This window comes from Duganella sp. AC237 (assembly GCF_979254035.1).
In genome coordinates this window covers 3,537,713-3,552,665 of the sequence record NZ_CEEDEW010000003.1, presented here as the reverse complement: position 1 = coordinate 3,552,665, position 14,953 = coordinate 3,537,713, and the positions used below count along the sequence as shown (strand labels likewise).

Below are 14,953 nucleotides of genomic sequence, written 5' to 3'. Positions count from 1 at the left end.
CAATGTGGGGAAATCCCTACCCCATTTTCGTCCCCGCCTGATGGTGCCGGGCCGGGCCTTGAGGCATTGTGTCTGGACCAAGGCACAAGGAGTCAAAATGCGGACGGCGTCACGATATGAGCACTACGAGCTGTACGTCAGGGAGTACCGGACGGTCCTGCAACTGATCGACCAGGGACTGGAGCGCCGGGGCGCGGACCCGGTCGGCGCGGTGCGGGCGCGGCGCGATCTGTTGGGCCGGGACGCGCTGGCGGCCTTCGTCCAGGTCACCGAACGCATGCAGGCGGAGGTCTCCCATGGGCGCTTGGAGGTCGATGTCGTGCTGGCGGCGCTGGTGTACGAATGTTGCGACAAGCTGACGCTGGCGGACGAGGAAAACGGCGGAGGCGGGCATGCCGAAAAGGAGTGCGGCCAGCGCCGGCAAGGCGTGATTTCGCCGGCCGGGCGCCTGTTCCACGGGGCTTGCCAGCGTTTGCTCAAGCAGGGCGTCTGACGCCCCTGCGCCGGCTAAGGCCAAGCTCGATTGCCCGATTCTTAGGACCGCGCTGATTCTAATTAAAAAAACTATCATGCAGAATTGCTAACTGTATTAAGCTCGCGTTGCGTCAATTTGGCGCGCTCGAAAAATACAGGAGGCACTATGCGCAACTTGTTCTTCGCTATTTGCTTTACGCTCGCCAGCTTGTTCGGCGGCGCCGCCCATGCGTACCAGTACAACTATATCAGCGAGGTCATCCCGGTCGAGTTCACCTCCATTCGGGGTGACTTCACGTATATCCAGTACAGCGTCATCACCGCCCATGTCTTTACGCCGACGCTGCTCACCGCCGGCTCCACCTGGGCGCCGGGTACCCAGATCCACATGTACCGCTTCAGTGAAAATTTCGCGCAGCAGGCCCTGATCTACCCGGACCCGAGCGCAGACCCGACCTTTCCGCCTGGCTCGGTGTGGAATCCCAACTATACGGTGACGATGAACATCGGCGCCGTCGATGCCAACGGCCTGCCGACGGTGTTCGACATCAGCCTGCAGCGCCAGCTTCGCACGCCGCCGGGCTTTGAAGACCTCAGCAATCTGCTCGTCTCCAATACCGGCGACCGTGCATGGGGCGGCTACGAAACCTATACGACGTTCAACGGCGCCGCCACCATGCCGGGCACCTGGACCATGGGCGCGGCCCCGATACCCGAACCGGAAACCTACGCGATGATGCTGGCGGGCATGGCCCTGGTCGGCGCCGTGGCGCGCCGCCGCAGCGCCCGCCGCGGGTCCGGACTGGCAATTTGACCAGGACGGTAGCGCAGGTATCGAAGCGAACACCAGAAGGTGGGTCGCGGTCCCGCAGGCCGCATTGATCCCGCCCGCATCGGCGTGATGGGCTTCTCGCGCGGCGCAGCGGTCGCCTTCCGCAGCGGCATCGAGCAGCTGCGCCATGCCGTCACGGCGCGGCCGGTGAGGCATATGTCTTGCCTATGCTATGATCGGCTGCTATATAGAAGATGTCCGCCATATATTTGGGAGTTGCCTTATGCGTACTGTCTCAATTTTCAAAAACGGAAAGAATCAAGCAATCCGCCTCCCTGCCGACATGTCTTATGAGGGTGTCGGCGAGCTGGAAATCACGCGCAGCGGTGACACCATTACACTGCGTCCTGTTCGCCCGAGTTGGTCATCGCTGGCTGAATTGCCCAAGGCCGATGCCGACTTTCTGCAAGAGCGTCAGGCCGTTGTCAATGACGAAGGCAGGTTTGGTCTGTGACCACGTACATGCTGGATACCTGCATCTGCTCGTTCATTATGCGCGAGCACCCAGTGTCTGTTTTGCAACGATTGACCGAAAAGGTGGCGCAGAACAATCGGATCGTAATTTCGGCAGTTACCTATGCCGAAATGCGCTACGGGCAGATCGGCAAGAAGGCATCGCCCAAGCATAAAAACCTGGTTGATGAGTTCGTGAAGCGCCTGGACGCGGTCTTGCCATGGGATCAGGCCGCCGTTGATGCGACGATAGAGGTGAAGACCCAACTAACCAAGGCAGGATCGGTCATTGGCGAGAACGACATCGCAATTGCCGGGCACGCTATTTCTACGGGTTGTGTGGTGGTTACAAATAACGTACGTGAATTCAGCCGCGTACCTGGTCTGTCGTATGAGGATTGGGGGGCATCAACATGAGTAGGCTTCATAGCCGGCGCCAGGCCAGTCGGGCGTAACGTGGTGAGCCGGTGTAAGGCGGTTGCTGTGCTCACGTTTAGTGTACGCCCCGGTCCAGCCGGCGTTTAGCACACCCCACGCTAAACTGATTGTAAAAACCGTCCCATCGAAAATTCACACCATGTGCTTCCATATAATGAAAACCAGGGGCTTCCCCTGAATAACAATACTGGAGATCATGGATGAAAACATATATCAAGCAGCTGTTGATCGCCGGCGCGATCGTGTTGTCGGCGGTCGGGCAGGCCCACGCCCAGACCACGCCGACTTGTTCGAGCGCGGCGTCCGATCCGGACGGCGATGGCTGGGGCTGGGAGAACAACCAATCCTGCAAGGTGGCGCCGAAGTGCGCAAGCGCGGCCTCGGACCCGGATGGCGACGGTTGGGGCTGGGAGAACAATCAATCGTGCATGGTGGTCGCCGCCGCATCGAAGGGCTTCACGGTGTCCGGCAGTGTGCTGAAGGATGCCAACGGCAACACCTTCATCGCCCGTGGCGTGAACAATCCACACGCCTGGTTCGACACCCAAGCCTACAACGTCTTGCCCAATCTGGCGGCCCGCAACACCAATCTGATCCGCGTGGTGTGGACCTTGAGCGGCTCCGCCACGCGCCTCGACCAGATCCTGACCGCCATCGAGGCGCAGAAGATGGTATCGATCGTCGAACTGCATGACGGCACCGGCAGCAATAGCACCACCTTGCTGCAGAACATGGCCAATTACTTTGCCCGCAGCGACGTGGCCGCCGTGCTCAAGAAACACGAGCGCAGCACCATGATCAACATCGCCAACGAGTGGGGCGACAACGATATGACGCCGCTGCAGTGGCGCAACGCCTACATGCAGCCGATCACGACCATCCGCAACGCCGGCTTCACCACCACCATCGTCATCGACAGTCCCGCCTGGGGACAGGACGCCAGCGCCGGCTTGTTGTACGGCTGGGACCTGCTCAACCACGACCCGAAGCACAACCTGCTGTTCTCGGTGCACGCCTACCTGCGTTTCAACAACCCGAACGACATCTACAACATGATGAACAACTACAAGAGCAACAACTTGCCGTTGTTGATCGGCGAGTTCGGCTACAACTACAACAACGGCAACAACAACCTGGGTTCCAAGGTCAATGCGCCCTTGCTGATGCAGTATGCCCAGCAGTTCGGCGTCGGCTACGTGGCGTGGTCGACGCAGGGCAATGATTCCGGCAACGCCTGGCTCGATCTGATGAGCAATTGGTCCAGCACCACCAGCTGGGGCAACACGGTATGGTACGACCAGAACGGCATCAGCAACACCGCGAAGAAGGCGACGATCTACTAATCGCGCAGGCCGGCTGCCGCTTCCAACCGGCAGCCGTTTGCGGGCGTTTTGCGTTTAGCCGACGTTGTCGCGCAGTTGCACGGTGTACTCGCGCGCGCCTTGGTCGAGGCGGATGTCCAGCCGGCCGTCCCGGAACGCGAACGGCGCCTCCTTGCCGTCGACCCGCACCGTCGCCGGCGCCGTTCGGCACCAGAGCACGAGGGTGCCTTGATCGCGGGCGATGCACGACAGGCCGGCTGCCGTATCGACCACGTCGCGCACCGATGCCAGGCCGTTCAGTTTATCGGCCAGGCCGATCACGGCGCGGCCGTGGCGAACCGGTGCGACGTGGATCAGCTCGTGACCGAAGCGCTTGAATCTGACCGGGGTGCTCGCGGAATGCTTCAATGGCGACAGGGTGCGCGCGTAATGCGCCCAGACGACGTAATCGCCGCGCGGCAGATCGGGCACGTCGCCGAGGCTGAACGTGCCGGACACTTCTTCCGCGTCGGCCAGGTTGGCCAGCAACAGCAGCGCGCCTTGGCCGACGCGCGACCACGCCTTGAACAGCCTGGCCTGCTGAACCTGGAACAGACTGTCCGGCGCCGGACGCAGCGGCGTGTCCGCGCGCAGCGTGCGGCCGTCGTAATCGACCAGCGCGGTGAGCAGCTTGATGTCGTGCTCGCCGGCCTTGTCGGTGACGTAAATCGGCGCGCAGTTCGCCGCCCGCACGGCCGCGTGCAGCCACGCGTTCGGGTTGGTGCTCTCGAACATGTCGAAGTCGGGGAACACCATTTCGCCAAAGTAGAGCGCGTTGTACATGGCCTGCAGCACGTGGGCGGCGGCGTTGCCGCGTTGCAGATCGTAGGTCTCGCCGGCCTTGTGCGGGAAGTAGTCCTCGACCGAGCGCGCGACGGCCGTGGCGCCGAAATTGAGGAAGGCATCGTTGGTCATGTCCATGCAATTGATCAGGGCGTTATCGAAATGCTTGGCGGCGCCGCTGTTGATGGCGTTGTGCAAAGTGGTCGACAAATCCCAGATCGGGTAATTGTTCTTGGCCATGCGCTCGGCCACCAGCTGGTTGTCGACCTTGAGGATGGTGAAACCGGCCGCCTTCAGGTCGGCGTGGTAGGCGTCGAAATAGCTGTCGACCAGCGCCGGCTCCGGCTTGAGGAAGCTGTAGGTGACCAGTTTGCCGGTCGGGTCGTCGGCGGCAGCGGTCTGGGTCCAGGTGAACAGCTTGCCGTCGAAGCGCTTGCCCAGCGGGGAGCCGGCGGCAATGCCGTTCCACAGGCCGTTGAACGCGTGCCACAGGCCGACGTGCTTGAGGCCGTGTTCCTGCCGCAGCGCGTCGACCACCGGCTTGAAGCCCCCGGGGAATTTTCCGGGGTCCGGCTGCTGCGAGCGCAGCGCGCTGTCGAGCTGGTCGAAGTGGCCGTCGTCGAGCACCACGCTGCGCACCGGCGCGCCGGCGCCGCGGATGCGGTCGACCTGCGCGATGACCCATTGCGCCGACAAGTCTTTGCCCTCGTTGGAGGCGTTCCACGTGTTCCAGCCCAGCCAGCTAAGCGATTCCGGCAAGGTTTTCTTGCGCCGCAGGTTGTCTTCCCTGCCGAGTGCGGCCAGCGCATCCTCGAACAGGGCGGCGATGGTCTGGTACAAATCCTTGCCGAAGGCGACGGCCAGCTGCGGCATCGCGCGGTCGGTTTTGGCCGGCCCCAGCGAGCGGCAGACGGTGGAGAACGCACCCGCGCGCGCGCCGATGGTCGCGCGGAAGCCGCCGCCGCCGAGCGGCAACGCGGCGCCGTAGACGCCATCGTCGTATTGCCAGTAGGCGAACTGGACGTCGTCCGCTTGCAGGTCTGCGGCGTGGCGCATCGCCATCGGCTTGGTCCAGGACTTCCACGGCGCGTAGCGGAACGAGGCCACGCCTTGGCGGAAGCCGGGCAGGGCGGCGAAACTCAGGCCGAAGGCCGCCGAGCCGGGCAGTTCCACCGTCTCGCTCGCTTCGAGGCTGAAGATACGCGTGCCGCGCCTGCCCTGCGCGCTCACGACGTGCAGCGCGGGACCGGACGGATCGCTCCATACCGAGGGCGCCGCCATCCGGCTGCGTCCGCCGAACGCCGGTGCGCCGGCATCGCCCTTGGTGGCGGCCAGCGCCGCCGGCGCCAGGGTTGTCGAGACCGCAAAGGCGGGCAGGGTGGCAAGAAACGAGCGGCGTAACATGTTGTAGTCTCCAATCTTATAATGGTGGTTCTGGCAGGCGGTGCCGATACTAGCACCGGCGTGCCTGTGCTCAATGACGGACAATCCCGTTCCACCGCTATTTAGTGGGAATCCACGCAACACGCGCCTGCGTGTTTAATGGCGGTCGCTAAACTCTTGCCAAAAGCACGCCGGCGGTTTGACCCGGCCGTCCTCGCCATGCAGAATCGGCGGATTATTAACAGGCGACCGGTCGGTGCGTGAGCGGCGGCCGTATCGCCGAGCTGGAGACAACCGCATGACACACCGGACCACGGCCGCACGCCGCAGCGCCCAACCCTCTTTCACCGCCGTCAAGCGGCTCACGGTGGCGACACTGCTGGCGACCGCCGGCGCCACCGTGTTCGCCGCCGATGCCGGTTCGCCACCGCGCCCCTGGATGAACATCGCGCTCAGCGCCGACCAGCGCGCCTCGCTGGCGGTGGAGGCGATGACTTTGCAGGAAAAGCTGCTGTGGGTGCTGGGCCACTGCGGCGCCGACTTCGGCACGAAGTACAAGAAGCACCCGGACGCGCTGCCGTTTTCGGCCGGGTATGTCGCCGGCGTGCCGCGCCTTGGCCTGCCCGGGCTGTTCGAAACCGATGGCGGGCTCGGTGTCGCGACGCAGGCCACCGGCACGCCGCGCGAGCGCACGTCGCTGGCGTCGGGCCTGGCCACCGCCGCGACCTGGGACCGCCGCCAGGCGTATGCCGGCGGCGTGATGATCGGCGCGGAGGCGCGCGCCTCCGGATTCAATGTGATGCTCGCCGGCGGCGTCAATCTGCTGCGCGAGCCGCGCAACGGCCGCAATTTCGAATACAGCGGCGAAGATCCGCTGTTGGCCGGGACCATGGTCGCGCAGCAGATTCGCGGCATCGAGTCGAACCATCTGATCGCGACGATGAAGCATTTCGCCGTCAACGCACAGGAGACGGGCCGGTTCGTGGTCAATTCGCGAATAGACGAGGCGGCCAACCGCAGCTCCGACCTGCTGGCGATGCAGCTGGTGGTCGAGCAGTCCGATCCGGGCGCCGTGATGTGCTCGTACAACCGCTTGAACGGCGTCTACGCCTGCGAAAACGATTACCTGCTGAACCAGGTACTGAAAAAGGATTGGGGCTACGCCGGTTTCGTGATGTCCGACTGGGGCGCCACGCACAGCACCGTCGCCGCCGCGATGGCCGGCCTGGACCAGCAATCGGGCTGGGAGTTCGACAAATCGCAGTACTTCGGCGGCGCGCTCGAGGAGGCGGTGGAAAACGGCCACGTGCCGCCGGCGCGGCTGGACGACATGGCGCGCCGCGTGCTGCGCGCCATGTTCGCCAAGGGCGTGCTGGACCATCCGGTGGCGCCCGGGGGCACCATCGATTTCGCCGCCCATGGCCTGGTCAGCCGCACCGGTGCGGAGGAGGGCATGGTGCTGCTCAAAAACGCCGGCGGCCTGCTGCCGCTCAAGCGCGGCGCGCAGAAGATTGTCGTCATCGGTGGGCACGCGGATGTGGGCGTGCTGGCCGGCGCCGGCTCGTCGGCGGTATATCCCGTGGGCGGCAACGCGGTCGAGGGACTCGGTCCGCAGAACTGGCCGGGGCCGGTTGTCTACCATCCGTCGTCGCCGTTGAAGGCGATACAGGCGCGCGCGCCGGGCGCCACGGTGGTCTACGACGATGGCACCGATCCTGCGCGCGCCGCGCGCCTGGCCGCCGGCGCAGACGTGGCGCTGGTGTTCGCCCACCAATGGATGGGCGAGGCGTTCGACGCGGCCACGCTGTCGCTGCCGGACGGCCAGGATGGCCTGATCGACGCCGTCGCGCGGGCGCAACCGCGCACCGTGGTGGTGCTGGAAACGGGCGGGCCGGTCACCATGCCGTGGATCGCGCACAGCGGCGCCGTGCTGGAGGCATGGTATCCCGGCACCAGCGGCGGCGACGCCATCGCGCGGGTGCTGTTTGGCGACGTCAATCCCTCCGGTCGCCTGCCCGCCACCTTCCCGGTCGCCGACAGCCAGTTGCCCCGGCCGGTGCTGGACGGCGATCCGAAAAACGAGACCAAACGCTTCAGCGTCGATTATCACGAGGGCGCGGCGGTCGGCTACAAGTGGTTCGACCTGAAGGGCATCAAGCCGTTGTTCCCGTTCGGTCATGGCTTGTCTTACACGCGCTTCAGCTATTCGGGACTGGCCGCCAGCCTGCAAGGCGGCCGCTTGACGTTGCGCTTCAATGTGCGCAACAGCGGCGATGTGGCGGGCAAGGACGTGCCGCAGATCTACATCGCGCCGCTCGAGGCGACGTGGGAAGCGCCCAAGCGGCTGGCCGGCTGGGACAAGGTGGCGCTGGCGCCCGGGGAAAGCACGCAGATCAGCGTCAGCGTCGACCCGCGCCTGTTGGCGACTTACGATAGCGGCAGAAAAACCTGGCACATCGCCAAGGGCGCCTATAAAGTGCTGCTCGCGCGCGACGCCGGTGGCGCCGACGCGGCAACCGTCACGATCGAGCTGGCGGCAAGCACGCTCGATCTGGCCGGAAAACCCGTCGACAACTAGCCCGCCGCGCGCCCCGCGTTTCCCGAACCAGCATTGAGGACGCGGCGCGGCCGCATTTCAACCGCGGCGCAGGCCGCCGTCGCCCGGCTACTCGAATTGAATTCTGGTGATGTAGTAGGCGCCGTATGGATTGGCCTGTCCCTGCCAGCTGATGCCGTCGATGGTTTTGCCTTCCACGCCAAGCTCCTTGAGCGGAATCTCGACCTGGACCCAGGTCTTGGCCTTGGGCTCGATGGCGACCGCCGATTCGACCGCCTTGCCATCGACCATGGCCTTGATCGCCAGGGTCTGGCCGCCGCTGGCGCCGCCATTGATGCTGAAGGTGAGTTTGCTGTAGCCGACGGTGGCGAAGGCATCGTGATGCAGCGCCAGCGCGGTCCAAGGATCGCCTTCGACCCGGATTGGCTTGGCGCCGCCGATGGGCTTGGCCAGCTCGACCATGGCCCAGCTCCAGTTTTGCCAACCGTTGGCCAATCCGTCGTCGTAGGCCACGAAAGGCTTGCCGGGCGTTTGGGCAAACAGCGGGGTGGCCAGCAGCGATGCCGCCAGCCCCGCCACGGCGGTAATGAAAGCGCGACGCGTATGCATGTTCAGTCTCCTTTGGGACAATTTTATTGTCTTCAAAATGTACCGCCAGGAAATCAGTTTTTCAAGCTGATCATCCAATTCCACGCATGTTTAGCTGGCGATGCGCAACGCGGGCCGATCAGCGATGGTGTCAACGGCCCCATGAAAGGAATCACGCCAAAGACCAGCCCGGCGACCAGCATGACCCGCGACGCGGAGATGGACTGTACGCCTTACTTGTCGGACTTGAGGAACAGGTCGCTGTCCGGGGCGAAGTTGGCGTACAGCGGGAGCAGGGCGCCGCCGATGGCGCGGGCGTCCGAGCCGATGGTGCCGCCCAGCACCGACGGCCGCGACACGCCTTCCCAGCTGTAGTAGCCCAGCGCGGCCTCCACCTGCGGCAGCAGCTCGTCGAGCAGGCTGCGCTCGCACGAGCCGTCGATGATCACGCTGTCGATGTCCAGCAGGCAGGCGGCGCTGTTGATGGTCAGCGCGATGGCGCGGGCGGCGTGGTCCAGCCAGGCCATCGTGTGCGGTCGCCACGGTTCGCGCAGCGCGCGGCCGTCGAAACAGGCTGCCTCGTCGAGCCCGGCGGCGATGAACGATCGCTCCAGGCTGAACAAGGAGGCGTCGCTGAGCAGTTGCGCCGGTTGCGTGGCGTCGCCGCGCCGGGCCAGGCCAAGCGGGATCGAGCCGATGGCGCCGGCGTTGCCGTGCAGGCCGCCGCGCAAATTGCTGTCGATGACCAGGCCGCCGCCGATAAAGGTGTCGACGTACACGTACAGGAAACTCTTGACGCTGCGTCCGCGCCCGGCGACCAGTTCGGCCACGCAGGCGGCCGCGGTGTCCTTGACGAATTGCACCGGCAAGCCGGTCATCGCCTGCACCCGTTCGCGGATGTCGATGCGGTTCCATTTTTCCGCCTGCTCGGGGGCGATGCCGAGCAACTTCTGCCAGCCGCCAAGGGCCAGCGGGGCGGCGATGCCGATCCCGCTCAGGCGCTTGGCGCGCGCCGGGCCGAGCCGCTCATGGATCAGCGCCAGCTGCTTTTCGATTTCGACGAACAGCGTGTCCGGATCGGGGAAGGTGTACGACAGCGACGAGCGCTCGCGTGTCTTGCCGACGAAATCGATCAGCAGCACGTCCAGGCTGCGCCGCGCGATCTTGATGCCGATCGAAAACGCGCCGTCCGGGTCCAGCGCGATCGGCACCGACGGTTGCCCGACCTTGCCGCGCAGCGCTTCTAGCTTAAGCACCAAACCTTCTTCGAGCAGGCGATTGATGATCAGCGAGATGGTCTGCGTGCTGAGATTGGTCTGCCTGGCCAGATCGGCTTTCGGCATTGGGCCCTGCAAGCGGATGGTTTGCAGCACGACCCGTTCGTTGAACTGGCTCATGCCGATCTGGTTGGAGCCGCGCGGGCGCAGCGTCCGGATGTCAGCCTCGGTGGAAACCCCACCAGGCGCGGTCTCTCTTTGTAATTTTTGATTGTTTGGCATTATTTAATTATGCCAGAGCGGCACCGATCACGCCCTTCTTAAAAATGAAGTTGGCGTACGGTTGCGCCTCGCCGGTTTGCACGATGGCGTAGGCGCCGCCGACCCGGTCGTAGAAGGCGAAACGCTCGACGGCGGCGCATTGTCCGGGCGCCGCCGAGGCCAGTTCGCCGGCCAGCGCGATGACCGAGCGCTGCACGGCGGAGGCGTAGCCTTCGGGCGTATGCTCGACCTTCATGTAGGCCACCGGTTGCTCCACCGACTGGTCCAGCGGGAACACCGACAGCACCGCCTGGCAGGCGCGGTGCAGATCGATGCTCGGCATGCGGATGACCGGCTTGCCACGGCCCAGCGACGCGGCCGTGAAGTTGGCGTCCACCAGCACGATCTCGTCGCCGTGCCCCATCTCGCACAACACCTTCAGCAACTCGGGCGTGAGCGCGGCATCGATTCCTTTAAGCATGGGCATCTTCCGGCAGGTGGGCGGGGTCCTTGGCGCCGGTCATCACGGCGACGGTGTCGGACATGCTGATGGTCTTGGGATTGACCACGGCGGCGCGCCGTCCCAGCCGCTGGATGTGGATGCGGTCGGCGATCTCGAACACGTGCGGCATGTTGTGGCTGATCAGCACCACCGCCAGGCCACGGTCGCGCACGCGGCGGATCAGTTCCAGCACCATATTGCCTTCCTTGACGCCCAGCGCGGCGGTCGGTTCGTCGAGGATGACGACGTGGCGGGCGAACGCCGTGCTGCGCGCCACCGCCACGCCCTGGCGCTGGCCGCCGGACAGGGTTTCGACCGCCTGCTGCATCGAGCGGATGCCGATCTTCAGATCCTGCATGTGGCGGATCGCCTCGGACAGCATCTTTTTCTTGTCGATGACGCGGAAGCATTTGCCCATGATGCCGGGCTTGAGGATCTCGCGGCCGAGGAACAGGTTCTCGGCGATGGTCATCGCCGGCGCGACGGCCAGGTCCTGATACACCGTTTCGATGCCGTGGCGGCGGGCGTCTATCGGCGAACCGAAGTGGACGGCCTTGCCGTCGAGCAGCAGTTCGCCCGTGTCCGGCACGATGGCGCCCGACAAGGCCTTGATCAGGCTGGATTTGCCGGCGCCGTTGTCGCCGATCACGGCCAGGATTTCACCGGCGCGCAGTTCGAAATCGGTGCCGTCGAGGGCGGTGACGTTGCCGTAGCGCTTGGTCAGGCCGCGCGCCTGGAACACCGGGGTTGCATGGGAGATCGTCATGATTAACCCTTCTTGTGGGTGAGTTGGTCGGTGGCCACAGCCAGGATCACCAGCACGCCCGTGACCAGTACCTGATACACCGATGGCACGCCCATCAGCGTCAAACCATTGCGGAACACGCCGACGATCAGCACGCCGATCAGGGTGCCGACGATCGAACCGCGACCGCCGAACAGGCTGGTGCCGCCGATGACGACTGCGGTGATGCTGTCGAGGTTGTCCGTGGCGCCGGCCTGCGGATCGCCGACGCCCATGCGGGCCACCGACAACATCGAGGCGATGCCGTAGAACAGGCCCGCAGCCATGTACACGCCCAGCATGACCTTGCCCGTGGCGATGCCGGTCAGCCGCGCCGACTCGGGATTGTTGCCGACGGCGTAGACGTGACGGCCCGGCGCCGTATCGCGCAGGAACAGCCAGGTCAGGATGTACAGCGCGATCATCAGCACCGTGCCGTAGGTGATCGCGGTCTGGCCGAGCTGGAAGGTGTTCCCGAAGAACATCATCGAGTCCGGCACGTCGGTGACGGTTTGCGCGCCCGAGTAGATTTGCGTCAGCGCGAAGGCGATGTTCATCGTGCCCAAGGTAACGATAAAGGCGGGCAGTTTAATCCGGGTCACCAGCGCGCCGTTGAGCGCGCCGATGGCGGTGCAAACGGCGATGCCGCAGGCGATGGCAACATAGGGATCGATGCCCATGTCGACGGCGAACTTGCTCATCACGACCGAGCCGAGCGCCATCACCATGCCGCACGACAGGTCGATGCCGGCGGTCAGCACGATCAAGGTTTGGCCGACGGCGATCACGCCGACGATCATCACCTGTTGCAGGATCAGCGAGAAGTTCTGGCCGCTCAAAAAGCGGTCCGATTGCGACGCGAAGAACAGCGAGGCGACCACCAGGGCGATGAACGGCCCGAGCGTGGAAACGGGTGGCAGACGGTCGAGCAGGCGGGCGTTCATGGTGGCGTCCTTGGTGAGGGGCAGGGAGCCCTGCAGGCGGGTATTCATGGTCGCGGCTCCTTATTTACGGCCCCAGCAGGCGTCGAGGCCGGCCTGGGTGTCCTTGCTGTCCACACCTGCCACCGGCTTGTCGGTGATCAAGGTGACGCCGGTGTCGACATAGCCGCTGGCCTTCTTGCCGGTCCTGGCGTAGAGCAGGCCGGCTTCGACGCCGAGCGCCGCCATCTTCAGCGGGTACTGCTGCGCAGTCGCCGCGATCTTGCCGCTTTTGACATCGCGCACACCGGTGCAGCCGCCGTCGACCGACACCAGCAAAACGCCCTTGTCCTTGCCGGCGGCCTTCAGCGCCTTGAACGCGCCGGCGGCGGCCGGTTCGTTGATGGCGTAGACCAGGTTGATGCCGGGGTTCTTCTGCAGGCAGTTTTCCATCGCGGTCTGGCCCTTGGCCTGGTCACCGTAGCTGTCCTGCATGCAGACGATGCTGGCGTCGCCTTTCTTGATGCCGAAGCCTTCCAGGAAGCCGGCCAGGCGCTGGATGCCGACCGGGTGGCCGGGGAACAGGTCGAGCGCGGCGATCTTGACCGGCTTGCCGGCGAACGCGGCCTTGGCGTAGCGTCCGATCAGCACGCCGGCCTTGTGGTTGTCGGTGCTGAAGAGGGCGTCGGCGGCGTCCATCGGTTCGGTCGGGCTGTCCATGGCGATCACCATCACGCCTTTGTCGCGTGCTTTTTTGATCGACGGCACGATGGCCTTGGCGTCGCTCGGTGTGATGAGGATGGTCTTGGCGCCGGCCGCGATCATGTTCTCGATGGCGGTGACCTGGCCGGCGTTGTCGCCGTCGGATTTGCCGGCGCCGGTCAGCAGCTTGGCGCCGCCGGCCTGGGCCGCCTGCTGCGCGCCTTCCTTCATCTTGACGAAGAAGGGGTTGATCTCGGTCTTGGTGATCAAGCCGATCACCGGCTGCTCTGCGGCGACGGCCATGGCCGTGACGGAGCTGAGCGCACTCAGCGCCAGGAAAGATTTCAATTTCATGCGATGTCTCCTCTGATTTTCTGGGTCGCCGCGCCTGTCGGCGGGGCACGATCCGGTAGAAGTGATAACGCTTTACTACCGAACCGATTAGGAATATATTCGCAACAAATTAATAAATCAAGTTGTTTTATTAATTAAACCGCCGACCCAACACACGCTTCTGGCGTGCCGGCTAGAGTAGTTTTCCTAATGCAACTTACGAGGACATGATGATCGCAACCTTAGGCGAGGCCTTGGTGGACATGATCGAACAGCCCGACGGACGCTTCCAGGCCTGCCTGGGCGGTTCGGTTTTTAACTCCGCCATTGGGCTGGCGCGGCAGGGCGTGCCCACCGCTTATCTCAACCCCGTGTCGACGGACAAATTCGGCGGCAGGTTCGCAGCGCTGCTGCGCGCCAGCGACGTGCTGCCGGCCGCGCGCGCACCCAGCCCACGGCCGACTTCGCTTGCCGTTGTCAGCATCGACGCCAACGGCGCGCCGACCTACGCCTTCCACCGGGAGCGGGTGGCCGACCGCGACGTCAGCGCCGCGTCGCTGATCGCCAGCTTTCCCCCGCAACTGGCGCTGCTGCACACAGGCGGGCTGGCGCTGGTGCCGGAGGACAGCGAGACGCTGTTGCCGGCGCTGCGTGCCGCCGCCGAACGAGGCGCGCTGATCTCCATCGACGCCAACCTGCGGCCGCTGGTAGCCGACGATTTGCCGCGCTACCTGGACGCCGTCAGGCGAGCGCTGAAGCAAGCGCATATCGTCAAGGTCAGCGACGAGGACCTGGCGCATCTGGGGCTGGATGCCGCCAATTTGCAGGAAGTCGCCGACGCGCTGTTCCAAGAATCGCCGGTGCAATTGATTGCCGTCACGCGCGGCGGACTGGCGGCAGCACTGATGTCGCGCAACCGCCGGATCGAGTTGCCGACACCGGCCAACCTGGCGCTGGTCGACACTGTCGGCGCAGGCGACTGCTTCCAGGCCGGCCTGATCGCGTATCTGTATCGGGAAGGAGCGTTGTCCAGCGCCGCTGCGCTGCAAGAGCTCAACGAGGAAACGCTGCGCGGCGCACTCAAACACGCCATTTGCGCAGCCAGCATCAACGTCACGCGCGCCGGATGCGATCCGGCCACGTGGGAGGAAACTGTGCAATTCGAAACCTGCTGACGGAGACACGTAGGGCGGATTAGGCGGAACGCCGTAATCCGCCAATGCATGAGCCGTCGAGACGCAGGCATGGCGGATTACGCTGCGCTAATCCGCCCTACGTAATTCGCGATTTAAATGAGCAACCAAAAAAATGGCCTTGAGTGCGCCAGGGGGAGCGCTATGCCTGAATTTTGATAGCAAAGCCGTA

The 14,953-nt window shown here is 64.5% G+C and carries 14 protein-coding genes; 7 read left to right on the top strand and 7 right to left on the bottom strand.

The window, feature by feature from the left end; genetic code table 11:
• The first annotated feature begins 97 nt into the window (after positions 1–97).
• From AC0IYS_RS15875 to AC0IYS_RS15855, 5 genes are all read left to right on the top strand, one after another.
• Positions 98–493, top strand: a complete 396-nt coding sequence (locus AC0IYS_RS15875) for a hypothetical protein (RefSeq protein WP_471706054.1) — start codon at positions 98–100, stop codon at positions 491–493.
• A 147-nt stretch (positions 494–640) separates the two neighbouring features.
• On the top strand, positions 641–1,288 hold the full coding sequence (locus AC0IYS_RS15870) for a PEP-CTERM sorting domain-containing protein (RefSeq protein ID WP_471706053.1): 648 nt from the start codon (positions 641–643) through the stop codon (positions 1,286–1,288).
• 241 nt (positions 1,289–1,529) lie between these two features.
• Positions 1,530–1,760: a type II toxin-antitoxin system VapB family antitoxin gene (vapB, locus tag AC0IYS_RS15865; protein WP_471706052.1), complete on the top strand. Its 231-nt coding sequence runs from the start codon at positions 1,530–1,532 to the stop codon at positions 1,758–1,760.
• An 8-nt stretch (positions 1,761–1,768) separates the two neighbouring features.
• Entirely contained in the window at positions 1,769–2,176 is a 408-nt protein-coding gene (locus AC0IYS_RS15860; protein ID WP_471708889.1) for a type II toxin-antitoxin system VapC family toxin, read from the top strand.
• A 221-nt stretch (positions 2,177–2,397) separates the two neighbouring features.
• On the top strand, positions 2,398–3,540 hold the full coding sequence (locus AC0IYS_RS15855) for a cellulase family glycosylhydrolase (protein WP_471706051.1): 1,143 nt from the start codon (positions 2,398–2,400) through the stop codon (positions 3,538–3,540).
• Between the two features lie 54 nt (positions 3,541–3,594).
• Here the strand turns inward: AC0IYS_RS15855 and AC0IYS_RS15850 are convergent, their stop codons facing one another.
• Positions 3,595–5,745, bottom strand: coding sequence for a Sip1-related alpha-galactosidase (locus tag AC0IYS_RS15850; RefSeq protein WP_471706050.1), 2,151 nt, complete (start codon positions 5,743–5,745; stop codon positions 3,595–3,597).
• Between the two features lie 277 nt (positions 5,746–6,022).
• Here AC0IYS_RS15850 and AC0IYS_RS15845 point away from each other — a divergent pair, with 277 nt between their 5' ends.
• Entirely contained in the window at positions 6,023–8,302 is a 2,280-nt protein-coding gene (locus tag AC0IYS_RS15845; RefSeq protein WP_471706049.1) for a beta-glucosidase, read from the top strand.
• A gap of 87 nt (positions 8,303–8,389) precedes the next feature.
• Here the strand turns inward: AC0IYS_RS15845 and AC0IYS_RS15840 are convergent, their stop codons facing one another.
• The 6 genes from AC0IYS_RS15840 to AC0IYS_RS15815 all read right to left on the bottom strand — a co-directional run bounded on the left by AC0IYS_RS15840 (position 8,390) and on the right by AC0IYS_RS15815 (position 13,609).
• Entirely contained in the window at positions 8,390–8,890 is a 501-nt protein-coding gene (locus tag AC0IYS_RS15840) for a hypothetical protein (RefSeq protein WP_471706048.1), read from the bottom strand.
• A 212-nt stretch (positions 8,891–9,102) separates the two neighbouring features.
• Positions 9,103–10,266 (bottom strand): ROK family transcriptional regulator, encoded by a 1,164-nt coding sequence (locus AC0IYS_RS15835; RefSeq protein ID WP_471706047.1) that lies wholly within the window; start codon positions 10,264–10,266, stop codon positions 9,103–9,105.
• A gap of 109 nt (positions 10,267–10,375) precedes the next feature.
• On the bottom strand, positions 10,376–10,828 hold the full coding sequence (locus AC0IYS_RS15830) for an RbsD/FucU family protein (RefSeq protein WP_471706046.1): 453 nt from the start codon (positions 10,826–10,828) through the stop codon (positions 10,376–10,378).
• A complete protein-coding gene (locus AC0IYS_RS15825) occupies positions 10,821–11,615 on the bottom strand; it encodes an ATP-binding cassette domain-containing protein (protein WP_471706045.1) in 795 nt (264 codons plus the stop codon). The genes AC0IYS_RS15830 and AC0IYS_RS15825 overlap by 8 nt, the downstream gene beginning before the upstream one ends.
• A gap of 2 nt (positions 11,616–11,617) precedes the next feature.
• Positions 11,618–12,577, bottom strand: coding sequence for an ABC transporter permease (locus tag AC0IYS_RS15820; protein WP_471708887.1), 960 nt, complete (start codon positions 12,575–12,577; stop codon positions 11,618–11,620).
• Between the two features lie 60 nt (positions 12,578–12,637).
• Complete coding sequence (locus AC0IYS_RS15815) at positions 12,638–13,609, bottom strand: substrate-binding domain-containing protein (RefSeq protein ID WP_471706044.1); 972 nt, start codon at positions 13,607–13,609, stop codon at positions 12,638–12,640.
• Positions 13,610–13,818: 209 nt separating this feature from the next.
• On the opposite strand from AC0IYS_RS15815, the gene AC0IYS_RS15810 reads away from it, so the two are divergent.
• Positions 13,819–14,763, top strand: a complete 945-nt coding sequence (locus AC0IYS_RS15810; protein WP_471706043.1) for a carbohydrate kinase family protein — start codon at positions 13,819–13,821, stop codon at positions 14,761–14,763.
• The last annotated feature ends 190 nt before the right edge of the window (positions 14,764–14,953 follow it).